Genomic DNA, 24518 nt, shown 5'->3' on the forward strand with positions numbered 1-24518 from the left:
GATTGCACGCCTGATTACAGATAAGTCCTGATAACGATGGCCCTACTGCAGATCGCCGAACCCGGCCAAAGTCCTCAACCGCACCAGCGACGTCTGGCTGTGGGGATCGACTTGGGCACCACCAATTCGCTGGTCGCTGCATTGCGCAGTGGTCTTTCCGAGCCGCTGGCCGATGCGGATGGCAAGGTCATCCTGCCTTCGGCGGTGCGCTATCACGCCGACCGCATTGAGGTGGGTGAATCTGCTCGTCTGGCGGCTTCAAGCGACCCTTTCAATACCGTGCTGTCGGTCAAGCGTTTGATGGGTCGTGGTCTGTCCGACGTCAAGCAGCTTGGCGAGCAGTTGCCGTACCGTTTTGTCGGCGGCGAGTCGCACATGCCGTTTATCGACACTGTCCAGGGGCCTAAAAGCCCGGTGCAGGTGTCAGCTGATATTTTGATGGCGCTTCGCGAACGGGCCGAAAAAGCCTTGGGTGGCGAGTTGGTGGGGGCGGTCATTACCGTTCCGGCTTACTTTGATGACGCTCAGCGTCAAGCGACCAAGGATGCGGCCAAGCTGGCAGGCCTGAATGTGCTGCGTTTGCTCAATGAGCCTACGGCTGCTGCCGTGGCGTATGGGCTCGATCAGCAGGCCGAAGGTATCGTTGCTATCTATGACCTGGGCGGCGGCACGTTCGATATTTCGATACTGCGTTTGACCGGGGGCGTCTTCGAAGTTCTGGCAACCGGCGGCGACAGTGCGTTGGGTGGCGATGATTTCGATCACGCCATCGCAAACTGGATCGTTGAGCAGGCAGGTTTGTCTGCGGATCTGGCTCCGGGGGCTCAGCGCGAGCTGCTGCAAATCGCTTGCGCGGCCAAAGAGGGTCTGACTGATGCGGCCTCGGTGACGGTTGCTTATGGCGATTGGCATGCCGCGTTGACCCGTGAGGCCTTCGATGCCCTGATTGAGCCAATGATCGCGCGCAGCCTCAAGGCTTGCCGTCGTGCGGTGCGTGACTCGAACATTGAGCTGGATGAAGTCCAGGCGGTGGTGATGGTGGGCGGTTCAACCCGCGTACCGCGTGTGCGCGAAGCGGTGGCCGATATGTTTGGTCGCCAGCCGTTGACGGACATTGATCCGGACCAGGTGGTGGCCATTGGTGCGGCCATTCAGGCTGATACCTTGGCGGGCAACAAGCGTGAAGGTGGCGAATTGCTGCTGCTTGACGTTATTCCTCTGTCGTTGGGCCTGGAAACGATGGGCGGCCTGATGGAGAAAGTCATTCCGCGCAATACGACGATTCCTGTGGCGCGAGCGCAAGATTTCACGACGTATAAAGATGGCCAGACGGCCATGATGATTCATGTATTGCAGGGCGAGCGTGAGCTGATCAGTGATTGCCGCTCCCTGGCGCGGTTTGAGTTGCGTGGCATTCCGCCGATGGTGGCGGGTGCGGCAAAAATCCGCGTGACCTTCCAGGTGGATGCGGATGGCTTGCTGAATGTATCGGCCCGTGAGTTGGGCTCGGGCGTTGAGGCAAATATTCAGGTCAAGCCGTCCTACGGCCTGACCGACGGCGAAATCGCCAAGATGCTCAAGGATTCGTTCCAATACGCCAGTGACGACAAAGTTGCCCGGGTGTTGCGTGAGCAGCAGGTGGATGCGCAGCGCCTGATCGAAGCGGTGCAGGCGGCTCTTGATGTCGATGGCGAGCGACTGCTGGATGCTGAAGAGCGCATGGTCATCGAGCTGCAAATGCAGGAATTGTCCGAGTTGTTGAAAGGCTCCGATGGTTATGCCATCGAGCAGCAGACCAAGCGTTTGTCGCAGGTGACCGATGCGTTTGCTGCCCGCCGCATGGATTTGACCGTCAAGGCTGCCCTGTCGGGTCGCAACCTGAATGAAATTGAGGAATAACTGATGCCGCAGATCATTTTTCTGCCCCACGCCGAGCATTGCCCGGACGGTATGGTTGTAGAGGCTGAGACCGGCAAGTCCATTCTCGAAGTCGCCCACGAAAACCATATTGAGATCGAAAGTGCGTGTGGTGGAGTCTGTGCTTGCACGACCTGCCATTGCATCATTCGTGAAGGGTTTGACTCGCTCGAAGAAGCGGATGAGCTGGAAGAAGACTACCTGGATCGTGCCTGGGGTCTTGAAGCGCAATCGCGTCTGAGCTGTCAGGCCAAGGTGGGTACTGAAGACCTCACGGTCGAGATTCCAAAGTACTCGCTCAACCATGCCGCAGAAGCGCCGCACTGATAAGGAAGGGTCATGAGCCTGAAATGGGTTGATGTACAGGAAATCGCCATACAACTGGCTGAAGCTCACCCGGATGTCGATCCGCTGTCGGTGAACTTCGTCAAATTGCGCGATTTGGTCATGGCACTGCCAGAATTTGACGATATCCCTGATCGCGGGGGTGAAAAGGTTCTCGAAGCCATTCAGGGTTTGTGGATCGAAGAAGCTGACTAAGCTTGTAATCGACGTAATTATGCAAGACCCAAGAACCCGCGTATAATTCGCGGGTTTAATTTTTCGCTTAAATCACTGTTTCTGGAGTTACACCATGGCTGTTCAACGCACTTTCTCCATCATCAAGCCTGACGCTGTTGCAAAAAACGTTATCGGTGAGATCACTACTCGTTTTGAAAAAGCCGGCCTGAAGGTTGTAGCTTCGAAAATGAAGCAACTGTCCAAAGCAGAAGCTGAAGGCTTCTACGCTGAGCACAGCGCGCGTGGCTTCTTCGGCGACCTGGTTGCTTTCATGATCTCCGGTCCTGTGGTTGTTCAGGTTCTGGAAGGCGAAAACGCTATCGCTCTGAACCGCGAACTGATGGGCGCTACCAACCCTAAAGAAGCCGCTGCTGGCACCATCCGTGCTGATTTCGCTGATTCCATCGACGCTAACGCTGTTCACGGTTCCGATTCGGAAGCCGCTGCTGCACGCGAAATCTCGTACTTTTTCGCAGCTACTGAAGTAACCACTCGCTAAGTATTGGCTTGTGAGTGAGGGTGAAGACATGATTGCAACGACTGGCAAAACCAACCTGTTGGGTTTGACTCAACCGGAAATGGAGAAATTCTTCGACTCAATCGGGGAGAAGCGTTTCCGTGCCGGTCAGGTCATGAAGTGGATTCACCACTTTGGCGTCGATGATTTCGACGCCATGACTAACGTCAGCAAGGCCTTGCGTGACAAGCTCAAGGCTATTGCTGAGGTTCGTGGGCCTGAAGTCGTCAGCGAGGACATCTCCAGCGATGGCACCCGTAAATGGGTGGTACGTGTAGAGTCCGGCAGCTGCGTCGAGACCGTATACATTCCCTCGGGCAAGCGCGGCACCTTGTGCGTTTCGTCCCAGGCTGGCTGTGCCCTGGATTGCAGTTTCTGCTCCACCGGCAAGCAAGGCTTCAATAGCAACCTCACCGCCGCCGAAGTCATCGGCCAGGTGTGGATTGCCAACAAATCCTTCGGCAGTGTTCCGGCAACCATCGACCGTGCCATCACCAACGTGGTGATGATGGGCATGGGTGAGCCGCTGCTGAATTTCGACAATGTGATCGCCGCCATGCATCTGATGATGGATGACCTGGGCTATGGCATTTCCAAGCGCCGAGTGACGTTATCCACATCGGGCGTGGTACCGATGATCGACGAACTGGCCAAGCACATCGACGTGTCGCTGGCATTGTCGCTGCATGCACCGAATGACGAACTGCGCAGTCAGTTGGTACCGATCAACAAGAAGTATCCGCTGGCCATGCTGCTTGATTCTTGCCGTCGTTATATGGCGACCTTGGGCGAGAAACGCGTGTTGACCGTCGAGTACACCTTGCTCAAAGACGTGAACGACCATGTTGATCACGCCCGCGAAATGATCGAGTTGCTCAAGGACACTCCTTGCAAGATCAACCTGATCCCGTTCAACCCCTTCCCGCATTCGGGCTATGAGCGTCCAAGCAATAACGCCATTCGCCGCTTCCAGGAGCTGTTGCAGCAGGCCGGTTATAACGTGACCGTGCGCACCACCCGTGGCGAAGACATCGATGCGGCGTGCGGGCAGTTGGTCGGGCAGGTCAATGACCGTACCCGTCGCAGCTCGCGTATCATCGCGGCGCGTGAACTCCAGGCTGATGGCGAGCCAGTGCAAAACGCCGCGTCGGCTCCCTGAGAGAGGACATCCATGATCTTGCGCGCCGCGCTTTCTGTTGTTTGGGCCAGCCTGCTGGCTGGCTGCGTGTCATCGGGCGATTCAGGCCCGATGTCCACCGACACGGGGCGAGACGAGGCGCGTCAGGCTTATGTGCAGCTGGGGTTAGGCTACCTTCAGCAGGGAATGACCGAGCAGGCTAAAATTCCCTTGAGTAAGGCCCTTGAGCTCGACAAGTCTGATCCGGACGCCAACGCTGCACTGGCGTTGGTGTTTGAGTCGCAGATGGAGTTCGACCTCGCCGAGCAAGCGTTTCGTACGGCGTTAAACGGGCGACCTGCCGATGCGCGCATTCGCAATAATTACGGCAGCTTTCTGTTCGGCCAGCAACGTTATCAGGAGGCCCGAGAGCAGTTTCTGAGCGCGGTGGCGGATGACTTGTACCCCGAGCGTTCTCGCGTCTACGAGAACCTGGGGGTCACCTCGCTCAAGTTGGGCGAGCGCGATGAAGGGCGTCAGCAGCTGGAAAAAGCGCTGCGTTTGAACGGTCAGCAACCTCGGGCGTTGCTTGAAATGGCTGAGTTGTCTTACGAAGACAGGCATTATGTGCCAGCACGTGATTTTTACGCTCGTTTTAGTCTGCTTAGCGGGCAAAATGCACGTAGTCTATTGCTCGGTGCGCGGCTAGCGAATGTCTTCGACGAACGCAGCCCGACTGCCGATTATGGCCAGCAACTTAAACGACTCTATCCCGGCACGCCGGAATATCAGCAATACCTGTCGGAGCAATGATGAAAGCGGCGCAACCCGAAGTTCCAGCAGCGACCCGTGGCAATCCCGGTGAGACCTTGCGTCAGGCCCGTGAGCACAATGGATGGACGTTGTCTGAAGTTGCCTTGAAGCTCAACCTTACGGTCAGCTCATTGAGCAACCTTGAGGCGGGTGCGTTCGACAAGTTGCCAGGCCATACCTTTGCGCGCGGCTATATCCGTGCCTATGCAAAGTTGCTTGGCATGGACCAGGCGGCCCTGGTGCGAGAGTTTGACCAGTGCACCGGTACGGATGCCAACGGCAGCAACGTACACAGCTTGGGGCGAATAGAAGAACCTGTGCGTGTCTCCCACACCATTTTGCGCATCGTCAGCCTGCTATTGCTGGTGGCGGTGATCGGTGGCGGTTTTATCTGGTGGCAGGATCAAACGTCCATGCGCGCCAAAGATCTGATTGGCCTGACACCTGAGCATGTCGAAGTGGAAGGGGCGGACGGAACAACGCAGATCCATCCGCTGGACGAGCCTGAAGATCAAGCGGTCAGCGAGTCCCAGGAAGCCAGCCCGCCGGCCGAAGGCGAGCCTGCGGCCGACCAGCCCGTGGCAACGCCGCTGGCACTGCCAGCCGCGCCTGCTGCTGCGCCGGTTGTGACTCAACCCGCCACAACGGCAACCGCACCGGTTGCGTCTGCCGCTCCTGCCGCGCCGGCGGCGGTAGCGGCTCCCGCAACCCCGGCGAGCGCGCCGGTCGCGGGGGCTGGTCAGGTCGTTGTGCACTACACCGCTGATTGCTGGACTCAGGTGACCGATAGCACTGGCAAGGTGCTGTTTGGTGGCTTGAAGCGCAAGGGCGAGAATCTTGATGTGAGCGGCAAACCTCCACTGAGCTTGCGCCTGGGTTATGCCCGTGGTGCTCAAGTGACCTACAACGGTCAGGTTGTGGATGTGGCTCCTTTCACCAGTGGCGAGACTGCTCGTCTGAAGTTAGGTCAATAAGTCATGCACGGCGAATCACCAATCAAACGTCGCGAATCGCGCAAAATCTGGGTCGGCTCGGTACCCGTCGGTGGCGATGCGCCCATCGCGGTACAGAGCATGACCAACAGTGACACCAACGATGTCGCTGCGACCGTGGCACAAATCAACCGGCTTGAAGCAGCGGGCGTCGATATCGTGCGGGTTTCCGTGCCGGATATGGACGCAGCAGAAGCGTTTGGTCGTATCAAACAGTTGGTTAAAGTGCCTCTGGTGGCAGACATTCATTTCGATTACCGCATTGCCCTGCGCGTTGCGGAGCTGGGGGTCGACTGCCTGCGCATCAACCCGGGCAATATCGGGCGCGAAGACCGTGTGCGCGCGGTGGTGGATGCCGCCCGTGATCGGGGTATTCCGATTCGTATCGGGGTTAACGCCGGCTCGCTCGAAAAAGACCTGCAAAAGAAATACGGCGAACCGACACCCGCGGCGTTGGTGGAGTCGGCGTTACGCCATGTCGAGCACCTTGAGCGTCTGAATTTCAAGGACTTCAAGGTCAGCGTAAAGGCGTCGGACGTGTTCATGGCCGTTGAAGCCTACCGTTTGCTGGCCAAGGAAATCGTTCAACCTTTGCACCTGGGTATTACCGAGGCCGGTGGTTTGCGTTCGGGCACAGTGAAATCTGCCGTGGGCCTAGGTATGCTGCTTGCCGAAGGAATTGGCGATACTATTCGCATCTCGCTGGCCGCAGACCCGGTTGAGGAAGTCAAAGTCGGTTACGACATTCTCAAGTCCCTGCACCTGCGTTCGCGAGGCATCAACTTTATCGCGTGCCCCAGTTGCTCTCGGCAGAACTTCGACGTGGTGAAAACCATGAACGAGCTTGAAGTTCGTCTTGAAGACTTGTTGGTACCCCTGGATGTCGCTGTGATTGGCTGTGTGGTAAACGGCCCCGGTGAAGCCAAGGAAGCGCATGTAGGCCTGACAGGCGGAACGCCAAACCTGATTTATATCGACGGAAAACCGTCGCAAAAACTGACGAATGACAATCTGGTGGATGAACTCGAGAGGCTTATCCGCCAGAAAGCGGCCGAAAAGGTCGAAGCTGATGCTGCGGTTATCGCGCGCGGCTAATCAAACGAATTAAGGATTTTTTGTGAGCAAGTCACTGCAAGCCATTCGTGGCATGAACGATATCCTGCCGGAGCAGACGCCGTTGTGGCGTTACTTTGAAGGCACGGTATCGCGCTTGCTGGATAACTACGGTTATAAGCAAATTCGTATGCCTATCGTCGAGTTCACCGAGTTGTTCAAGCGCTCGATCGGTGAAGTGACGGATATCGTAGAAAAAGAGATGTACACCTTCGAGGACCGCAACGGCGATTCGCTGACCTTGCGCCCGGAAGGCACGGCAGCCTGCGTGCGCGCAGCTCTCGAACACGGCATTACAGGCGGCGGCCAGGTGCAGAAGTTGTGGTACATCGGCCCGATGTTCCGCCACGAGCGTCCACAAAAAGGCCGTTATCGTCAGTTTCACCAAATCGGGGTCGAAGTGTTCAACCTCGATGGTCCGGACATTGATGCCGAGTTGATAGTGTTGACCTGGCGTCTGTGGGGCGAGTTGGGCATCCGTGATGCCGTCAAGCTCGAACTCAACAGCCTGGGTACCAGCGAAGCGCGTGGCCGTTACCGTGCTGCGTTGGTCGACTACCTGTCATCGCGCCTGAGCGAACTGGACGAAGACAGCCAGCGTCGCTTGAAATCCAACCCCTTGCGTGTGCTCGATACCAAGAATGCCGATACCCAGGCTGTTCTGGTCGATGCGCCGAAACTGGTGGACTACCTCGACGAAGAGTCGCGCGTGCATTTCGAAGGCCTCAAGGCTCGACTGGACGCTGCCGGTATCCCCTACGTCATCAACCCAAAATTGGTGCGTGGGCTCGATTACTACAGCAAGACCGTCTTTGAATGGGTCACCGACAAACTGGGCGCTCAGGGCACCGTTTGCGCGGGTGGCCGTTACGACGGTCTGGTTGAACAAATGGGTGGCAAGCCAACCCCAGGTGTTGGTTTTGCAATGGGCATCGAGCGTTTGATCCTGCTGCTGGAAACCCTTGAACAAATCCCCGAGGAGATCGCACGTCAGGTAGACGTTTACCTGTGCGCTTTCGGTGAAGCCGCTGAACTGGCGGCCCTGGCGTTGAGCGAACGCGTTCGTGACCAACTGCCCAACCTGCGCCTGCAGATCAATGCCGGTGCTGGCAGCTTCAAGAGCCAGTTCAAAAAGGCCGACAAGAGCGGTGCGTTGTACGCACTGATTCTGGGTGACGACGAACTGGCTCAGCACGTGGTAGGCGTCAAGCCGCTGCGAGGCCAGGGCGAACAACAAACGATTGCCTGGGATGCTCTTTCAGAGCACTTGGCCACCTGCATCGTGCAGGCTTGAAGCTGTAAAACAGCCGATTTAGCGAATAAGGAGTGTTGGGGTGTCGAGTAACGATGATGATCAGCTGGGCGAGTTGAAAGACTGGTGGCAGCGCAACGGCAAACCCCTGGTCACAGGCGGCTTGTTGGCGCTGGTGGTGGTGTTCGGTTGGCAGGCTTGGCACAAATATCAGAGCAATCAGTCGCAAGGCGCGTCGATTCTCTACCAACAGTTGCTTGAAACCACGCTGACGCCTAACGGCCAGCCTGATATGGCTCGCGTGGCCGATCTGGCCGGTAAGCTGAAAAGCGAATACGGCGGCTCGGCTTACGCTCAGTTTGGCGGCTTGTTTGTGGCCAAAGTGGCGGTGGAGAGTGGCAAGCTCGATGATGCAGTGACCGAGCTGAAAATCATTGTCGACAAGCCGGCCAACGCTACCCTGAGCGAGGTCGCGCGTCAGCGTCTGGCACAGGTTCTGGCTGCCCAGGGCAAAGTCGATGAAGCCCTGAAGCTGCTTGAAGGCGATTCGGACAAAGCATTCCTGGCCAGCCGTGAAGAACTGAAGGGCGACTTGCTGGTTCAGCAAGGCCGTGCTGAAGACGCACGTGCTGCCTACGAGAAAGCCAAGGCTGCGCTGTCGGATGAAGCGGCAGTAGGTGGCTTACAAATCAAGCTGGACGACCTGGCCAAAGGGGATGCGTGAAGTGATCCGATGGAAACATGCAGCATTGCTGGCTCTGGTCGTTTTGGCCGCGGGTTGCAGCAGCAACAGCAAAAAAGAACTTCCACCCGCTGAACTGACCGACTTCAAAGAAGAAGTCGTGCTGCAAAAGCAGTGGAGTCGTTCCATCGGTGATGGTCAGGGCAAGAACTACAACCTGCTGGTTCCAGCGGTTGAAGGCAACACCCTCTACGCCGCCGATGTGACCGGCATCGTGATGTCCCTTGACCGCATGAACGGCGACGTTCAGTGGAAAAAAGACCTCGAACAGCCTGTCTCTGGCGCTATCGGCGTGGGCTATGGGCTGGTGATGCTGGGTACTTTGAAGGGGGATGTTATTGCTCTGGATGCCAGCACCGGTGAAGAAAAGTGGCGTGCTCGTGTCAACAGTGAAGTGCTTGCACCGCCGGCCAACAACGGCGATATCGTTGTGGTACAGACCCAGGACGATCACCTGATTGGCCTGGATGCTTCCACGGGCGATCAGCGCTGGATCTACGACAGTACTCCGGGTGTGTTGACCTTGCGTGGCACCGGTGCCCCGTTGGTCAGCAATCACCTGGCTATCGCCGGCCTGTCGACAGGTAAAGTTGTCGCCCTGGACATTCAAAACGGTGTGCCTGTGTGGGAGCAGCGTGTTGCTATCCCTCAGGGGCGTTCTGAGCTTGAGCGTATTGTCGATATTGACGGCGGCTTGCTGCTGTCTGGCGGCACGCTCTACGTTGCCAGCTATCAAGGCCGCATGGCTGCGCTGGATATGGAAAGCGGGCGTGTGCTGTGGCAGCGTGACGCTTCCAGCTACGCCGGGGTTGCTCAAGGCTTTGGCAGCGTTTACGTCAGCCTGGCGTCCGGTACGGTTGAAGGTGTAGATGAGCGTTCCACCACCACCTTGTGGAGTAACGACGCATTGGCGCGCCGTCAATTGTCGGCACCTGAGGTCTTCTCCAGCTATGTGGCTGTCGGCGACATGGAAGGCTATCTGCACCTGTTGAGCCAGGTTGATGGTCGTTTCGTGGGTCGTACCCGTATTGACAGTGACGGCCTTCGTGTTCGTCCGCTGGTGGTCGGTGACATGATTTACGTGTTTGGTAACAGCGGCAAACTGGAAGCCCTGACCATTCGCTAAGGCGTCTATGCTTGAGGCTCTAGGGCCTTGAGCAGCCTTGCTCTGGCAAGGTTTGCGGCACATTTGTGCTGTTCCGAACTCTGGCCGCTGCCTTGCAGCGGCTTTTGTATTTTCTGAATTAACGAAGTGGAGAGCCGCATGGTTCCCGTAATCGCCCTGGTGGGCCGACCTAACGTCGGCAAGTCCACCTTGTTCAACCGCCTGACCAGGACTCGTGACGCCATCGTCGGCGACTTGTCCGGTCTGACCCGTGATCGCCAATACGGTGAGGCCAAGTGGCAAGGGCGTTCCTACATTCTGGTCGACACCGGCGGTATCTCCGGTGACGAGCACGGTATGGACGAAAAAATGGCTGAGCAATCGCTGCTGGCCATTGAAGAAGCTGATGTCGTTCTGTTCCTGGTTGATGCCAAAGCGGGTTTCACGGCCGCGGACCAGATGATCGGCGAGCACCTTCGCAAACGTAACAAGCGTTCCTACGTGGTGGCCAACAAAGTCGATAACATCGACCCGGACATGGCGCGTGCCGAGTTTGCACCCTTGGGTATGGGCGACGCGATTCCCATCGCTGGCGCACATGGCCGGGGTATCACGCAGTTGCTGGAAATTGCCCTGGGCACCTTCCCGCGTGATGAAGAAGAGCCGGAAGACGGCGAAGAAGAAGTTGTTCTTGAGGGTGAGGAAGCCAAGCGCATTCCGGGCCCAAGCGAAAAAGACGGCATCAAGATCGCCATCATTGGTCGCCCTAACGTCGGTAAATCGACCCTGGTTAACCGCATGCTCGGTGAAGACCGGGTGATCGTGTATGACCAGCCGGGTACCACGCGTGACAGTATCTACATCCCGTTTGAGCGTAATGACGAGAAGTACACGCTGATCGACACCGCCGGTGTGCGCAAGCGCGGCAAGATCCACGAAGAAGTTGAAAAGTTCTCCGTGGTCAAAACCTTGCAGGCGATCAAAGACGCTAACGTGGTGATCTTTGTGATGGATGCCCGCGAAGGCGTGGTAGACCATGACCTCAACCTGTTGGGCTTTGCGCTGGAGGCCGGTCGTGCGCTGGTCATCGCGATCAACAAGTGGGACGGCATGACCCCGAGCGAACGTGATTTCGTGAAGGTGGAACTGACGCGTCGCTTGTTCTTCGTCGACTTTGCCGATATCCACTTTATCTCGGCCTTGCACGGCACGGGCGTGGGTAACCTGTATCAGTCGGTGCAGAACTCCTTCAAATCGGCTGTCACGCGCTGGCCGACCAACCGCCTGACCCAGATCCTTGAAGACGCGGTCAGCGAACATGCGCCGCCGATGGTCAACAGCCGCCGGATCAAGCTGCGTTATGCGCACTTGGGTGGCGCTAACCCGCCGATTATCGTGATCCACGGTAACCAGGTTGAAAAGGTTCCGAAGTCCTACGTTCGTTATCTTGAAAACACGTACCGTCGTGTCTTGAAGCTGGTCGGTACGCCGATCCGCATCGAGTTCAAAGGCGGTGAGAACCCTTACGAAGCCAACAAAAACTCGTTGACTGACCGTCAGGTAAACAAGAAGCGCCGCATGATGTCGCACCACAAGAAAGCGGATAAAAAACGTAGAGACAAGCGCTGATGCGCTAGTTGTAAGTTTTGAGCTGCAAGCTGTAAGTTAGAGCAGATATGCTTTTAGCTTGCAGCTTGAGGCTTACTACTTGCAGCTCCCTAAAAGGGTCCACGTTCATGATTACCAGCAAGTTGCCGAATGTCGGCACCACTATCTTTACGCGCATGTCGCAGCTCGCGGCTGAAACCGGCGCGCTTAACCTGTCTCAGGGCTTCCCTGACTTTGATGGCCCGCAAGCACTGCTTGATGCAGTTGGCCAATATATCGCCAGCGGCCATAACCAATATTCTCCCATGACCGGTCTACCCGCCTTGCGCCAGCAAGTGGCGGCCAAGATTGCCCGCAGTTACGGGGTACAGGTCAACGCCGATACTGAAGTGACCATCACCCCGGGTGCGACCCAGGCGATCTTTTGTGCCATTCAGGCGGTGATCCACGCCGGTGACGAAGTTATTGTGTTCGACCCTTGCTATGACAGTTACGAACCTGCGGTTGAATTGGCGGGTGGTCGGTGCGTGCATGTGCAATTGGGCCTGAGTGATTTCTCCATCGATTGGCAGAAGCTCGAAGACGCGCTGACACCGCGCACTCGCATGATCATTCTTAACAGCCCGCATAACCCCAGCGGTGCGTTGATTACACGGGCCGAGCTGGACCAGTTGGCCAAGCTTATCGAAAACCGTGACATCTACCTGATCAGCGATGAGGTGTACGAACACTTGGTGTTTGACGGCGTGCCTCACGTCAGTGTTTTGTCACATGCGCAGTTGTACCATCGCGCTTTCGTGGTCAGTTCGTTCGGTAAGACGTATCACGTCACGGGCTGGAAAACCGGTTATGTGGTGGCACCGCCGGCATTGACGGCAGAGCTGCGTAAGGTTCACCAATACGTCAGCTTTTGCGGTGTAACGCCGTTGCAGTACGCGCTGGCCGATTTTATGGCCGCACACCCTGAGCACGTTGAAGCGTTACCCGCGTTTTACCAGGCCAAGCGCGACCTGTTTTGTGATGTATTGAAGCCCTCACGGTTTACCTTCACGCCGGTAGCGGGTACCTATTTTCAGTTAGTGGACTATTCCCCTATTCGCCCGGATCTTAATGATGTCGACATGGCCATGTGGCTGACCCGTGAACACGGTGTGGCGACAATCCCGGTTTCGGTGTTTTACCAGACCCCGCCCGAAGGGCAGCGGCTGGTTCGTCTATGTTTTGCAAAACGCGAGGAGACGCTGCGTGAAGCAGCAGAGAAACTATGCGTGATCTAAGTGGCTTAACCGATTTAACTGTGGCCTTGGTGCAGACCTCGCTGGTGTGGCATGACCGTCAGGCTAACCTTGATCATTTTGACGATCTGCTTTCGCAGGTTCAGGGCGCGGATCTGGTCGTATTGCCCGAAATGTTCACTACTGGTTTTACCATGGAGTCGCAAGCTCTGGCCGAGCCTGAAAATGGCCCGACCACGCACTGGTTGCGCGCTCAGGCCCAACGGCTCAATGCCGTGGTAACCGGAAGCGTGATTGTGCAGGCGGCTGATGGCAGCCATCGCAATCGTCTGCTCTGGGCCCGGCCTGATGGCGAAGTGTTGCACTACGACAAGCGCCACTTGTTCCGCATGGCGGGCGAGCATGAGCACTTCACACCGGGTGAGCGTCAGGTTGAGTTCGAAGTGAAGGGTTGGCGTATTCGCCCGCTGATTTGCTACGACTTGCGTTTCCCGGTGTGGAGTTGCGACCCGCACGACACCGACTTGCTGATCTACACCGCCAATTGGCCAGGTTCGCGTCGTTTGCACTGGAACCGTTTGCTGCCGGCCCGTGCCATCGAAAACCTGTGTTACGTCGCTGCAGTCAACCGTGTGGGCACGGATGGTAAAGGCCTGGTGTATACCGGTGACAGCCAGGTCCTGGACTTTCAGGGTGAGTCATTGCTGAGTGCAGGTGAAGCAGACGGTGTGTTCACCATGAGCCTCAGCGTGGCAGACCTGTCGGCATACCGCGAGCGCTTTCCGGCGTACATGGATGCCGACGATTTTGAGATTCACTAAGCCGTAGGAGCGGCCGGTCGACGCTCGGTTGCTCGCGATCTTTTAAGCATCAACCGAGTGCAAGCCCATCGGGCATTAAAAAGGCCCCGAGGTGTGAACCTCGGGGCCTTTGGTGTTTCGTGTGTGCGGTTATGCTGCTTTAGCCTCAGCCTCGGTCAGCGAGCGGTTCAGCGCGCTGAACAGGGCTTTGAAACTGGCGGTGGTGATGTTTTCATCAATACCCACACCGTGCACCGCACGTTCGCCATTCACGCGCAGTTCGATATAGGCTGCCGCTTTGGCGTTGGTGCCCGCGCCGATGGCGTGTTCGTTGTAGTCCATTATTTCAGCGTTGACGGGTAAACCTGCCACCAGCGCTTCCAGTGCGCCGTTGCCGGTGCCACTCCAGCGCAGGTTGGTTTCACCGTCGCCTTTGGCTGACACTTCAACGTCAACTGCGCTGTGACCGTTCTCTTCCTGCAGGCGGTGGCTGACCAAGGCGTAAGGGGTATTGGCTTGCAGGTATTCACTGTGCAGCAAGCTGTGAATCTGTTTAGCCGTCATTTCGAGGCCCAAACGATCGGTTTCACGCTGAACCACTTGGCTGAATTCGATCTGCATGCGGCGCGGCAGGCTGATGCCGTACTCCTGCTCCAGCAGGTAAGCAATCCCGCCTTTACCCGACTGGCTGTTCACCCGGATGACCGCTTCATAGCTACGGCCAATGTCGGCCGGGTCAATTGGTAAATACGGGACTTCCCACAGTGCGTCTGGCTTTTGCTGGGCGAAGCCTTTACGGATGGCGTCCTGGTGCGAGCCGGAGAACGCCGTGTGCACCAGGTCGCCCACATACGGGTGACGCGGGTGAACCGGGATCTGGTTGCACTCTTCGACGACTTTACGCACGCCGTCGATGTCGGAGAAGTCCAGTTGCGGGTCCAGGCCTTGGGTGTACATGTTCAGGGCCACGGTCACCAAGTCGACGTTGCCGGTGCGTTCGCCGTTACCGAACAGGCAGCCTTCGACGCGATCTGCGCCGGCCATCAAGCCCAGTTCGGTAGCGGCAACACCCGTGCCACGGTCGTTGTGGGTGTGCAGGCTGATAATCACGCTGTCACGGCGGTTGATGTGGCGACCGAACCATTCGATCTGGTCGGCATAGATGTTCGGGGTGGCGCACTCAACGGTTGCAGGCAAGTTGAGGATCACTTTGTGCTCTGGTGTCGGGTTCCAGACCTCGATCACGGCGTCACACACTTCCTTGGCGAACTCCAGTTCAGTGGCGCTGAACGTCTCTGGGGAGTACTCGAAGGTCCACTGGGTGTCTGGCTGTTGAGCGGCGTATTTGACGAACAGCTTGGCCGCGCTGACGGCGATTTCCTTGATGCCGTCCTTGTCTTGGTTGAACACGATGCGGCGGAACGACGGTGAGGTCGCATTGTACAAATGCACGATGGCCTTTTTCGCGCCGCGCAACGATTCGAAAGTGCGCGCGATCAAATCTTCGCGGCCTTGGGTGAGCACCTGAATGGTGGTGTCATCCGGGATGTGGCCGTCTTCGATCAAGGTACGCACGAAGTCGAAGTCAGTTTGCGACGCTGCCGGAAACGAGGCTTCGATCTCTTTAACGCCCACACTCACCAACGTCTTCCAGAAACGCAGCTTCTTCACCGCATCCATCGGCTCGATCAGCGACTGGTTGCCGTCGCGCAGGTCGGAGCTGCACCAGATCGGCGCGGCCGTGATGGTTTTCGATGGCCAGGTCCGGTCAGGCAAATCAATGACAGGAAATGGGCGGTACTTGGAAGACGGGTTCTTGAGCATGCTCATCGGGAGAATCCTTGTTGTAGGGCCGAGAAAAGGCGGCCTGCCAGAAAGCGTTTATAAGGGATAAAGCCGGGGACGAGACAGATCGATTCAGCCTGGCAGTCGTGCGCTGACAAGGCACAGGCTCAGATGCTGGCGACGCTGGATGAGGGTGTGAGAGGTTTTCATAAGCCCAACCCTAACTGTCGGGGTGAAATATGGCAAGCAGTCAGAAATAATTGATAGAAGTTCTGTTATCTGCGCGTGGAGCGAGATTTTATAGCTGATAAGTTGCAGATGGCTCGCTTTTTTTGCGCAGCCTTCTCGTCCTGCGCAATTGCGGTGATGGGGTCTCACCGCAGCTAAGTCGAATCGCTAGCCCGTGTGTCTCAGGGTTGAAATGCCCCGATAAAAATGGCCGGGTCCACTCGCGCATCATTAAGGCTGATGTTCCAGTGCATGTGCGGACCTGTAGCGCGCCCGGTCGAGCCCACCTTGCCCACCACATCGCCGCGCGCCAGTTGCTGGCCGACGTTGGCATCGATCTTGGACAGGTGGCAGAACATGCTGATGAAGCCTTGACCATGGTCGACAAACACAGTGTTGCCATTGAAAAAGTAGTTACCGACCAGAATCACTTTACCGGCCGCGGGCGTTTTGATTGGCGTGCCCGCCGGCACTGCAAAGTCCAGCCCGGCATGCGGGTTACGCTCCTCACCGTTAAAGAAGCGACGTACGCCAAACTTGCTCGATAGCGGCCCGTTAACGGGTTTGTCCAGCAACAGGTTGCTCGGCGTAGTCGGGCTGAACGTGCGGTAGGCCTTGAGTTGTACGGCCAGCTCGTTGTCGATGCGCTTGATATCGTCCGGGTTCGGATTGACCTGGCGCTGGTTTTTCAATGTGATGCGTTGCTCGGGGTATTTTTTGTGACCGACCGCGAAATTGAGGGTGCGCCCGCCGCTGCTGATGTTTTGAGTGCCAGGCTTGACGGTCAGGGGAATGCCGACAATCGCGCGCCAGGTGTCCTGCTCCTTGATCACCAGAACCGGTTTGCCTTGATAGGTGGCTTTGGGGGCTTGCGCGCCAGTGCCCAGCTCAATCACGGCTACGCCGCCCGGCACGGGTTTATTCAGCAAACGGGTGATGTAGCTGTCAGCAGCATGGGCATTGACGCTCAGGCACAGCACTAGCAGGGCAGAGAAAAAACGCAGCATCGATCAGTCCAGTAATGAGAGGGTGGCAGGCGTGAGGTGATTATCTTCAACGCGCACGTACAGTTCGCCTTCGCCCAGGCGGGCCTTCAAGCGTTGGCCGTTTTGCGTTTGCCCGGCGCTGCGGATGGCGTTGCCGCGCTCATCGAGCAAAATACTGTAGCCCCGGCCCAGCGTGGCCAAAGGGCTGACCACATGCAGCGTTTGCACCTGGCTTTGCAAGAGCAGGCGGCGCGCTTTGAGCCCATCGCGCATGGCACGAGGCAGGCGCTCGGCCAAGCTGTCCAGACGCTGGCGCAACAACGCCAATTGACGGCCAGGATGCTGGGCCGCCAGCCGCGTTTCGAGGCGAATCAAACGCTCGCGACGGGTATTGAGGCTGCGTTCAAAGGCCCGGCGCATGCGCATGTCCAGGTCGTCCAGGCGCTGGGCTTGCTGGCGCAGGCGTTCACCGGGGTGGCGCAAGCGGCGGGATAGACCCTCAAGGCGCAAGCGATCACGCATCAGGCGATCGCGGATACGCATCACCAAACGACGGTGCAGGCTCTCAATACGGTGTTGCAGGTCGCTGGAATCAGGGGCCAGCAATTCGGCGGCGGCTGAAGGCGTGGGGGCCCGTACGTCGGCGACAAAGTCACTGATGGACACATCGGTTTCATGCCCGACGGCACTCACGATAGGCGTAACGCAAGCGTCAATGGCGCGGGCCACGGCCTCTTCGTTAAAACACCACAAGTCTTCCAGCGAGCCACCGCCCCGGGCCAGGATCAGCGCATCGAACCCGCCGCCATCGGCCAGCTTCAAGGCTCGCACAATCTGCGCTGTGGCTTCGCGGCCCTGCACGGCGGTGGGGATTAATGTCAGTTCAACCTGCGGTGCGCGGCGTTTAAAAACGCTGATGATGTCGCGGATCACGGCCCCGGTGGGCGAACTGATAATACCGATACGTTGCGGGTGGGCGGGGAGGGCGGCCTTGCGCTCGGTGCTGAACAGCCCTTCAGCCGAAAGCTTCTCTTTCAACGCGTCAAAGGCCAGCCGCAAAGCGCCATCGCCGGCGGGTTCGACTGTGTCGAGGATCAGCTGGTAATCGCCCCGACCCTCAAATAGCGACACCTTGCCGCGCACTTTCACCGCCAGGCCATCTTTCAAGGCCTGGCGCACCCGTGCCGCATTGTTGCGAAACAACGCGCAACGCACCTGCGCACCGCTGTCCTTGAGGGTGAAATACACATGACCAGACGCCGGGCGGGCGAGGTTGGAGATTTCGCCTTCGACCCAGATATTGCTGAACACGTCTTCGAGCAGCACCCGTGCGCGGCCGTTGAGTTGGCTGACGGTCAGGACTTCTCGGTCGAGGTTGAGTCGTGCGAAGGGATCTTTAATCATGGGGCCATCATAAGGGTGGATTGTGATGACTGCACCTGTCTGGTTACAGTCGCGCCACTTAAAAAAGGAAGCAAGCAGATGGACCTGTCTTTTACTGGCGCTGAATGGGTGTTGCTTGAGTTGGCCATCGCCCTGGCCTACATCGTGTTTGGTGTTGCGGGGTTTGGCACGGCCCTCGTGGCCGGGCCCTTGCTGATTCTGTGCCTGCCGCTGTCAAAAATCATCCCGCTGCTGGTCCTGCTGGATTTCATCGCAGCGTTTGGTAACTGGTTGCCGGCCCGGCGTGATGTTGCGCGCCCGGAATTGCTGCGATTGCTGCCGTGCATGGCCGTCGGCTGCGTGGTGGGGGTGGTGTTTTTGCTGAGCCTCAAGTCCGACCTGTTGCTGCTGTTAATGGGGGTTTTTATCACCGCCTACGCGCTATACAGCCTGGCCGTGAAGCTCCGGCCGGCGCACGTTTCAGCCGCATGGGCCGTGCCGACGGGCGTGGTGGGGGGGTTATTTGGTGCATTGTTTGGCAGCGGCGGCTTTCTGTATGCGATCTACCTCAATGCGCGCTTGCCTAAGGAGGCCGCGCGGGCCACGCAAAGCGCGTTGATCAGTTGCAGTACGGTGGTGCGCTTGAGCCTGTTTGTGATCGCCGGTGTGTACGCGGATGGCGAGTTGCTCTGGCTGGCCGCCTTTCTCTTGCCAGCCATGGCGCTGGGGCTGTGGATAGGGCGTAAACTGGCGATCAAATTGTCACGCGACGCCTTTGTCCGGCTGGTGACCTGGCTGGTGCTGGCAAGTGGTGTTGTGCTGATTGCGCGCTACGTGACCACTTCGTAGGAGCGAGCTTGCTCGCGATCTTTTGATCTTTTTAAAGCACAAGCTCGCGCCTACAGGGGTGTTTTCTTTTTATTTATATGTGCCGTACTCATGAATTCGCAAAGCATCATCGTCCCTAAAATTTCCACCTTGCCGGTCCACGAACCCCGTGCCCGCGCCATCGTACGTTGGCTGGTGCGCAAAAACATTATTGAAGAAACGCTGACCACCTGTGGCCGCACCGGCAACGGCATGGCGTACGCCATCGCGCCGGGCGCTGCCAGTGTTGTGCTGCACCCCGAGGCGTTGCCTTTTGGTGAGCCGGTCAATGGCCTGGAGATCATCACCAAGCGCTGTATTTACACGCCGGCCAAGGGCTTTCTGGAGGAAGCGGGCTGCGCCGAATGCCGCCAGGAAGTCGGTGAGGCGCTGTTTGAGAGCCTCGAAGACTGGATGCCGGCGCGCACCGATAACTTCATTTGCCCGCTGTGTGGCCATGAAGACGACATCAACGGTTTCCTGTTTTTGCAGCCGTGCGGGTTTTCCAATTTGGGGTTTATTTTCAACAACTGGGCGCAGGCGGGATTCAAACAAAGCTTCCTCGACGAGTTTGCCGATTGGCTGGACCAGCCGGTGGCGTGGGTCACGGTCGAACTGTAAGGTGCAGATTCCGTCGCCGCGGCGGCGGTTCAATTTCTGCCTTCAAAGTCAGCTAATCATGGGTCTTTAGCGCAAAACTCTCTAAAGGTTTCCGTTGAGAGAAGCCGGTGTTTTACGTACAATGGCGCGCTTCCATTTTCCCGCTCGGGAGCCCCAGCGATGCTGCGTATCAGCCAAGAAGCACTCACCTTCGATGACATCCTTCTCGTCCCCGGTTATTCCGAGGTTCTTCCGAACGAAGTCAGCCTAAAGACTCGTTTGACCCGTGGCATTGAACTGAATATTCCGCTGGTTTCCGCCGCGATGGACACCGTGACTGAAGCGCGTCTGGCCATTGCCATGGCTCAGGAAGGCGGTATCGGTATCATCCACAAGAACATGACCATCGAGCAGCAAGCTCACGAAGTGCGCAAGGTCAAGCGTTTCGAGGCCGGTGTGGTTAAAGAACCCATCACCATCGAAGCCGACGCCACCGTGCGTGAACTGCTTGAGTTGACCCGCCAGCACAACATTTCCGGCGTTCCGGTCCTGCAAAACGGCGACCTGGTCGGCATTGTGACGTCCCGTGACGTACGCTTTGAAAACCGCCTCGAAGCCTCCGTTCGTGACGTGATGACGCCTAAAGAGCGCCTGGTCACGGTCAAGGAAGGCGCTAACAAGAACGAAGCGCGTGAGTTGTTGCACAAACACCGCATCGAGCGCGTCTTGATCGTCGACGACAAATTCGCCCTTAAAGGCATGATGACCGTTAACGACATCGAAAAAGCCAAGGCTTACCCGCTGGCCAGCAAGGACGACCAGGGTCGTCTGCGTGTAGGCGCGGCGGTCGGTACCGGCAAGGACACCGAAGACCGTGTTTCCGCACTGGTAGCTGCTGGCGTTGACGTAGTGGTGGTTGACACGGCTCACGGTCACTCCAAAGGCGTGATCGACCGCGTGCGTTGGGTCAAGCAGAACTTCCCTGACGTTCAGGTGATTGGCGGCAACATCGCCACCGGCGCTGCCGCTCTGGCCTTGGCTGAGGCGGGCGCTGATGCCGTTAAAGTCGGTATCGGCCCAGGCTCGATCTGCACCACCCGTATCGTGGCCGGTGTGGGTGTTCCGCAAATCAGCGCGATTGCCAATGTTGCCGCTGCCCTTGAAGGCACCGGCGTTCCGTTGATCGCTGACGGTGGCATCCGTTTCTCGGGTGACTTGTCCAAAGCCATCGTTGCCGGTGCATCCTGCGTGATGATGGGGTCGATGTTCGCCGGTACTGAAGAGGCACCGGGTGAAATCGAACTGTATCAGGGCCGTTCGTACAAGGCTTACCGCGGCATGGGTTCGCTGGGTGCGATGTCGCAATCCCAGGGTTCTTCCGACCGTTACTTCCAGGACTCGTCGGCAGGTGCCGAGAAGTTGGTTCCGGAAGGCATCGAAGGCCGCGTGGCCTACAAAGGTTCCCTGACTGCGATCGTGCACCAACTGATGGGCGGTCTGCGTTCCTCGATGGGTTACACCGGCTGCGCCGATATCGAGCAAATGCGTACCAAGCCCGAGTTTGTCCGCATCACGGGTGCCGGCATGGCTGAATCCCACGTCCACGACGTGCAGATCACCAAAGAAGCCCCTAACTATCGTGTAGGCTGACCCGCTAGCTAGAAGCCACAAGTTATAAGCTGCAAGCGGCGCTGTGTAACCACAGTGACCGCGCAGCTCCGATTACTTGCAGCTTGCAGCTCAAAGCTTGCAACTGCTTTTCAGAGTTTCTCCTATGTCCCTCGACATTCACGCTCACCGCATCCTGATCCTGGACTTCGGTTCCCAGTACACCCAGCTGATCGCCCGCCGCGTTCGCGAAATCGGCGTTTACTGCGAACTGCACCCGTTTGACATGGATGACGCCGCGATTCGCGAATTCGCCCCTAAAGGCATCATCCTTGCCGGCGGCCCGGAATCGGTTCACGAAGCCGACAGCCCGCGCGCCCCTCAAGCGGTGTTCGACCTGGGCGTACCGGTCTTTGGCATCTGCTACGGCATGCAAACCATGGCTGAACAGCTGGGTGGCAAGGTCGAAGGTTCCGAGTTGCGTGAGTTCGGTTATGCCCGCGTAGACGTGGTTGGCAAAAGCCGCCTGCTCGACGGCATCGAAGACCATATCGACGCAGACGGCCTGTTCGGCCTGGACGTGTGGATGAGCCACGGTGACAAAGTCACCAAAATGCCTTCTGACTTCCACATCCTGGCCAGCACCCCGAGCTGCCCGATTGCCGGCATGTACAACGATGCGCGCGGTTATTACGGCGTGCAGTTCCACCCGGAAGTGACCCACACCAAGCAGGGCGGCCGCATCCTCTCGCGCTTTATCCTCGACATCTGCGGCTGCGAAGCCCTGTGGACGCCGTCGAAAATTGCGGAAGACGCTATCGCCAACATCCGTGCCCAGGTTGGCACTGACAACGTCTTGCTGGGCCTGTCCGGCGGCGTTGACTCCTCCGTTGTGGCGGCCTTGCTGCACAAGGCCATTGGCGACCAGTTGACCTGCGTATTCGTGGACAACGGCCTGCTGCGCCTGCACGAGGGTGAACAAGTGATGGCCATGTTTGCTGAGAACATGGGCGTCAAGGTGATCCGCGCCAACGCGGCCGACCAGTTCTTGAACAACCTGGCGGGCGAAAGCGACCCTGAGAAAAAGCGCAAAATCATCGGCCGCACCTTTATCGACGTGTTTGATGCAGAATCCAGCAAGCTGGACAACATCAAGTACCTGGCCCAAGGCACCATCTACCCGGACGTAATCGAGTCGGCTGGCGCTAAAAGCGGCAAGGCCCACGTCATCAAGTCGCACCACAACGTGGGCGGCCTGCCGGACGACATGAACCTCAAGCTGGTTGAACCCCTGCGTGAGCTGTTCAAGGACGAAGTCCGCCGCCTGGGCCTGGAACTCGGCCTGCCGTACGACATGGTCTACCGCCACCCGTTCCCGGGCCCGGGCCTGGGCGTGCGTATCCTTGGTGAAGTGAAGAAGGAATACGCCGACATCCTGCGTCGCGCCGACCACATCTTCATCGAAGAGCTGCGCAAGGCCGACTGGTACCACAAGACCAGCCAGGCATTCGTGGTGTTCCAGCCGGTCAAGTCGGTTGGCGTTGTTGGCGACGGCCGTCGCTACGCTTGGGTTGTCGCCCTGCGTGCCGTCGAGACCGTGGACTTCATGACCGCGCGTTGGGCACACCTGCCATACGAGCTGCTGGAAACCGTCAGCGGCCGTATCATCAACGAAATCGAAGGCATCTCGCGCGTTACCTACGACGTGTCGAGCAAGCCGCCGGCCACTATCGAGTGGGAATAAGTTGAGCCACAAGGGCGCCGCAAGGCGCCCTTGTCGTATCTGTGCCTTGCCTGGCTCAAGGAGCGATGTGTCGCATGCCGCGTAATCTCAGCCGGGCATGAAGCTCGGCAAGGTTTTGAAAGCGACGTTCATGAATGGCCGGCCAGTCGGGGCGCTCCACGTAGTAAAACCGCCCATCGCGCTTGATCAGCGTGCGTCGCAAGGTCGAATCCCGGCTGCGGTTGATCAGGTATTCCTGGCCATTGGTACGTTCGATCGCGTAATCGCCAGGCCTTACCAGCAGGCTTTCAAAATCCGCTGATGGCGGGCGGGTGGTCAACACTCCGGCGCGTAGCCGCAGGTCGCTTTGCACATGCCTTAACGCGCCATCGTCGTCCTGGGCATCCGCACCTGGGTCTGTGCTGTTAGCATCAGGTTCGCCGATCGGGCGATCTTCGACACGAAGGCCTAGCGCGCCTTCTGTTTCAGCCAGGCCGGTGACGCCATGGAAGGTGTTGGCGTGTGTACTCCCGACCAGCGCAATCCATTTTCCCGAGCCGCGCGCTGCCTGGTCTGCCTCGATAATCAAGTGTGCATGGAAGTTCATCATGCGCTGGCGTGCCACATCGGAAACGGGTGTCGCCCACGCCTGGCGGTAACTGGCCATGCAGTCGATGGGCTGTATGCGTACGCCGTTTTTCTGTGCGCTGACCAGTACCTGCCGAAAGGTGTAGCGGCCTTCGGCGTCGGTGCGGTGGCCGACATCCTGGCCTTCTACATAGCGATCCAGCTCCTGCGGCATCACGCCTGTGCGGTTGAAGGTATCGATGTCTGCTTGCTGAAAGTCGGTGGTGAAGTGCTCCATGTACAGCGTATTTACCTTCAGCTTGCGTAGCAGGCGCATGTTGTCGATCAGCAATCGCTTGCTGCCAAGGCCACTGTGCGCTTCGCCAATCACCAAGCCGTTGGTGTTCTGGTACAGGGTTTTGAAAACGGTTTTGGATGAAGCGTTGGCGGGGATTTCGGGTATCTGTGGACGTGGCGGTGTTTGCACTGTGGCCATGAACGCATCGGCATCGGCCGCCAACTGATCACGCAGCTGGCGGAAGCGGGCTATGGCGGCCTGTCGATCCGGGGCGTCGAGGAACGCTCGCGCACCTGTAATCTCATCATCGGAAACATCCGTCAGTGAGGCGCGCAAGTCAGCTGGTATTTCGTAAGGGGTGCCGGGCAAGGGCGGCACGCTTGCGCTTGCTGACGGCCGACCCCAGATTTTCAGGCTCGAAAGCATGCCCCCGTTGAGGCCAAGGCGTTCTACCGGGCGCCACTGGCCTGCAGCATCCAGGCGGATCGGCAAGCTTTTGTAAAAAGAGAAAGGGTTATCAGGGGCTACGACGGTCCAGGATTGCAGTTCGGGTACAAAACGCACTTGGTACGGCATGTCGTCGATCAGTGCGTAAAACTGCCCATCCTGCATATGGATACCTTCAAGAAACCCTGTGCCAGGTTTGCTGCCAAGTACTACATTCGTCTCGAATGGGCGCAGTGCGTCCCAACTGCCGGTTG

General features: G+C 58.0%; 22 protein-coding genes. 18 read left to right on the forward strand and 4 right to left on the reverse strand.

From position 1 onward, the window contains the following. Positions 1 to 36 precede the first annotated feature (36 nt). The 14 genes from hscA to Q1W15_RS17460 all read left to right on the forward strand — a co-directional run bounded on the left by hscA (position 37) and on the right by Q1W15_RS17460 (position 13793). Positions 37 to 1899 (forward strand): Fe-S protein assembly chaperone HscA, encoded by a 1863-nt coding sequence (hscA, locus tag Q1W15_RS17395; protein WP_300730598.1) that lies wholly within the window; start codon positions 37 to 39, stop codon positions 1897 to 1899. Between the two features lie 3 nt (positions 1900 to 1902). Then, complete coding sequence (gene fdx, locus Q1W15_RS17400; RefSeq protein WP_094993093.1) at positions 1903 to 2244, forward strand: ISC system 2Fe-2S type ferredoxin; 342 nt, start codon at positions 1903 to 1905, stop codon at positions 2242 to 2244. 12 nt (positions 2245 to 2256) lie between these two features. Next, complete coding sequence (iscX, locus tag Q1W15_RS17405; RefSeq protein ID WP_300730604.1) at positions 2257 to 2457, forward strand: Fe-S cluster assembly protein IscX; 201 nt, start codon at positions 2257 to 2259, stop codon at positions 2455 to 2457. A gap of 94 nt (positions 2458 to 2551) precedes the next feature. Then, the gene (ndk, locus tag Q1W15_RS17410; RefSeq protein ID WP_010457859.1) at positions 2552 to 2977 is read left to right on the forward strand and encodes a nucleoside-diphosphate kinase; all 426 of its coding nucleotides are present in this window, start codon (positions 2552 to 2554) and stop codon (positions 2975 to 2977) included. A 28-nt stretch (positions 2978 to 3005) separates the two neighbouring features. Continuing rightward, positions 3006 to 4154, forward strand: a complete 1149-nt coding sequence (gene rlmN / locus Q1W15_RS17415; RefSeq protein WP_300730607.1) for a 23S rRNA (adenine(2503)-C(2))-methyltransferase RlmN — start codon at positions 3006 to 3008, stop codon at positions 4152 to 4154. A gap of 12 nt (positions 4155 to 4166) precedes the next feature. After that, complete coding sequence (gene pilW / locus Q1W15_RS17420) at positions 4167 to 4925, forward strand: type IV pilus biogenesis/stability protein PilW (protein ID WP_300730609.1); 759 nt, start codon at positions 4167 to 4169, stop codon at positions 4923 to 4925. Beyond that, positions 4925 to 5899, forward strand: a complete 975-nt coding sequence (locus Q1W15_RS17425) for a RodZ family helix-turn-helix domain-containing protein (protein ID WP_300730611.1) — start codon at positions 4925 to 4927, stop codon at positions 5897 to 5899. The genes pilW and Q1W15_RS17425 overlap by 1 nt, the downstream gene beginning before the upstream one ends. Positions 5900 to 5902: 3 nt before the next feature. After that, positions 5903 to 7012 (forward strand): flavodoxin-dependent (E)-4-hydroxy-3-methylbut-2-enyl-diphosphate synthase, encoded by a 1110-nt coding sequence (gene ispG / locus Q1W15_RS17430; RefSeq protein ID WP_048378090.1) that lies wholly within the window; start codon positions 5903 to 5905, stop codon positions 7010 to 7012. Positions 7013 to 7034: 22 nt separating this feature from the next. Then, positions 7035 to 8324 carry a histidine--tRNA ligase gene (gene hisS, locus Q1W15_RS17435; RefSeq protein ID WP_300730614.1) on the forward strand — a complete coding sequence of 430 codons (1290 nt, stop codon included), beginning with the start codon at positions 7035 to 7037 and terminating at the stop codon, positions 8322 to 8324. A 40-nt stretch (positions 8325 to 8364) separates the two neighbouring features. After that, positions 8365 to 9006 (forward strand): tetratricopeptide repeat protein, encoded by a 642-nt coding sequence (locus Q1W15_RS17440; protein ID WP_300730616.1) that lies wholly within the window; start codon positions 8365 to 8367, stop codon positions 9004 to 9006. After that, positions 8999 to 10150 (forward strand): outer membrane protein assembly factor BamB, encoded by a 1152-nt coding sequence (gene bamB / locus Q1W15_RS17445; protein WP_300730617.1) that lies wholly within the window; start codon positions 8999 to 9001, stop codon positions 10148 to 10150. The genes Q1W15_RS17440 and bamB overlap by 8 nt, the downstream gene beginning before the upstream one ends. A gap of 138 nt (positions 10151 to 10288) precedes the next feature. After that, positions 10289 to 11758: a ribosome biogenesis GTPase Der gene (gene der, locus Q1W15_RS17450; protein WP_300730619.1), complete on the forward strand. Its 1470-nt coding sequence runs from the start codon at positions 10289 to 10291 to the stop codon at positions 11756 to 11758. Between the two features lie 107 nt (positions 11759 to 11865). Next, positions 11866 to 13014 carry a pyridoxal phosphate-dependent aminotransferase gene (locus Q1W15_RS17455; RefSeq protein ID WP_300730621.1) on the forward strand — a complete coding sequence of 383 codons (1149 nt, stop codon included), beginning with the start codon at positions 11866 to 11868 and terminating at the stop codon, positions 13012 to 13014. Beyond that, positions 13002 to 13793: an amidohydrolase gene (locus Q1W15_RS17460; RefSeq protein WP_300730626.1), complete on the forward strand. Its 792-nt coding sequence runs from the start codon at positions 13002 to 13004 to the stop codon at positions 13791 to 13793. Before Q1W15_RS17455 ends, Q1W15_RS17460 begins: the two co-directional genes overlap by 13 nt. Positions 13794 to 13922: 129 nt before the next feature. Here Q1W15_RS17460 and leuA read toward each other — a convergent pair whose 3' ends face one another. The 3 genes from leuA to xseA all read right to left on the reverse strand — a co-directional run bounded on the left by leuA (position 13923) and on the right by xseA (position 18175). Next, positions 13923 to 15602, reverse strand: coding sequence for a 2-isopropylmalate synthase (leuA, locus tag Q1W15_RS17465; protein ID WP_300730628.1), 1680 nt, complete (start codon positions 15600 to 15602; stop codon positions 13923 to 13925). A gap of 365 nt (positions 15603 to 15967) precedes the next feature. Next, entirely contained in the window at positions 15968 to 16792 is an 825-nt protein-coding gene (locus Q1W15_RS17470) for a peptidoglycan DD-metalloendopeptidase family protein (protein ID WP_300730631.1), read from the reverse strand. A gap of 3 nt (positions 16793 to 16795) precedes the next feature. Next, complete coding sequence (xseA, locus tag Q1W15_RS17475; protein ID WP_300730635.1) at positions 16796 to 18175, reverse strand: exodeoxyribonuclease VII large subunit; 1380 nt, start codon at positions 18173 to 18175, stop codon at positions 16796 to 16798. A gap of 78 nt (positions 18176 to 18253) precedes the next feature. Between xseA and Q1W15_RS17480 the strand changes: the two genes are divergently transcribed. The 4 genes from Q1W15_RS17480 to guaA all read left to right on the forward strand — a co-directional run bounded on the left by Q1W15_RS17480 (position 18254) and on the right by guaA (position 22973). After that, a complete protein-coding gene (locus Q1W15_RS17480; protein WP_300730639.1) occupies positions 18254 to 19003 on the forward strand; it encodes a sulfite exporter TauE/SafE family protein in 750 nt (249 codons plus the stop codon). 90 nt (positions 19004 to 19093) lie between these two features. Then, positions 19094 to 19642 (forward strand): sugar ABC transporter ATPase, encoded by a 549-nt coding sequence (locus Q1W15_RS17485; RefSeq protein ID WP_300730641.1) that lies wholly within the window; start codon positions 19094 to 19096, stop codon positions 19640 to 19642. Positions 19643 to 19801: 159 nt separating this feature from the next. Beyond that, positions 19802 to 21271 (forward strand): IMP dehydrogenase, encoded by a 1470-nt coding sequence (guaB, locus tag Q1W15_RS17490; protein WP_300730642.1) that lies wholly within the window; start codon positions 19802 to 19804, stop codon positions 21269 to 21271. Between the two features lie 124 nt (positions 21272 to 21395). After that, complete coding sequence (guaA, locus tag Q1W15_RS17495; protein WP_300730644.1) at positions 21396 to 22973, forward strand: glutamine-hydrolyzing GMP synthase; 1578 nt, start codon at positions 21396 to 21398, stop codon at positions 22971 to 22973. A 55-nt stretch (positions 22974 to 23028) separates the two neighbouring features. Here the strand turns inward: guaA and Q1W15_RS17500 are convergent. Next, the coding region (locus Q1W15_RS17500) for a membrane-targeted effector domain-containing toxin (protein ID WP_300730645.1) at positions 23029 to 24518 on the reverse strand (1490 nt) is incomplete at its 5' end.

The sequence above is a fragment of the Pseudomonas sp. genome, assembly GCF_030150285.1.
GTDB lineage: Bacteria > Pseudomonadota > Gammaproteobacteria > Pseudomonadales > Pseudomonadaceae > Aquipseudomonas.

Excerpts from the sequence above, each read along its gene's own strand:
- hscA (WP_300730598.1), top strand. The coding sequence starts at position 37 with ATGGCCCTACTGCAGATCGCCGAACCCGGCCAAAGTCCTCAACCGCAC.
- fdx (WP_094993093.1), top strand. The coding sequence starts at position 1,903 with ATGCCGCAGATCATTTTTCTGCCCCACGCCGAGCATTGCCCGGACGGT.
- iscX (WP_300730604.1), top strand. The coding sequence starts at position 2,257 with ATGAGCCTGAAATGGGTTGATGTACAGGAAATCGCCATACAACTGGCT.
- ndk (WP_010457859.1), top strand. The coding sequence starts at position 2,552 with ATGGCTGTTCAACGCACTTTCTCCATCATCAAGCCTGACGCTGTTGCA.
- rlmN (WP_300730607.1), top strand. The coding sequence starts at position 3,006 with ATGATTGCAACGACTGGCAAAACCAACCTGTTGGGTTTGACTCAACCG.
- pilW (WP_300730609.1), top strand. The coding sequence starts at position 4,167 with ATGATCTTGCGCGCCGCGCTTTCTGTTGTTTGGGCCAGCCTGCTGGCT.
- Q1W15_RS17425 (WP_300730611.1), top strand. The coding sequence starts at position 4,925 with ATGAAAGCGGCGCAACCCGAAGTTCCAGCAGCGACCCGTGGCAATCCC.
- ispG (WP_048378090.1), top strand. The coding sequence starts at position 5,903 with ATGCACGGCGAATCACCAATCAAACGTCGCGAATCGCGCAAAATCTGG.
- bamB (WP_300730617.1), top strand. The coding sequence starts at position 8,999 with ATGCGTGAAGTGATCCGATGGAAACATGCAGCATTGCTGGCTCTGGTC.
- der (WP_300730619.1), top strand. The coding sequence starts at position 10,289 with ATGGTTCCCGTAATCGCCCTGGTGGGCCGACCTAACGTCGGCAAGTCC.
- Q1W15_RS17455 (WP_300730621.1), top strand. The coding sequence starts at position 11,866 with ATGATTACCAGCAAGTTGCCGAATGTCGGCACCACTATCTTTACGCGC.
- Q1W15_RS17460 (WP_300730626.1), top strand. The coding sequence starts at position 13,002 with ATGCGTGATCTAAGTGGCTTAACCGATTTAACTGTGGCCTTGGTGCAG.
- leuA (WP_300730628.1), bottom strand. The coding sequence starts at position 15,602 with ATGAGCATGCTCAAGAACCCGTCTTCCAAGTACCGCCCATTTCCTGTC.
- Q1W15_RS17470 (WP_300730631.1), bottom strand. The coding sequence starts at position 16,792 with ATGCTGCGTTTTTTCTCTGCCCTGCTAGTGCTGTGCCTGAGCGTCAAT.
- xseA (WP_300730635.1), bottom strand. The coding sequence starts at position 18,175 with ATGATTAAAGATCCCTTCGCACGACTCAACCTCGACCGAGAAGTCCTG.
- Q1W15_RS17480 (WP_300730639.1), top strand. The coding sequence starts at position 18,254 with ATGGACCTGTCTTTTACTGGCGCTGAATGGGTGTTGCTTGAGTTGGCC.
- Q1W15_RS17485 (WP_300730641.1), top strand. The coding sequence starts at position 19,094 with ATGAATTCGCAAAGCATCATCGTCCCTAAAATTTCCACCTTGCCGGTC.
- guaB (WP_300730642.1), top strand. The coding sequence starts at position 19,802 with ATGCTGCGTATCAGCCAAGAAGCACTCACCTTCGATGACATCCTTCTC.
- guaA (WP_300730644.1), top strand. The coding sequence starts at position 21,396 with ATGTCCCTCGACATTCACGCTCACCGCATCCTGATCCTGGACTTCGGT.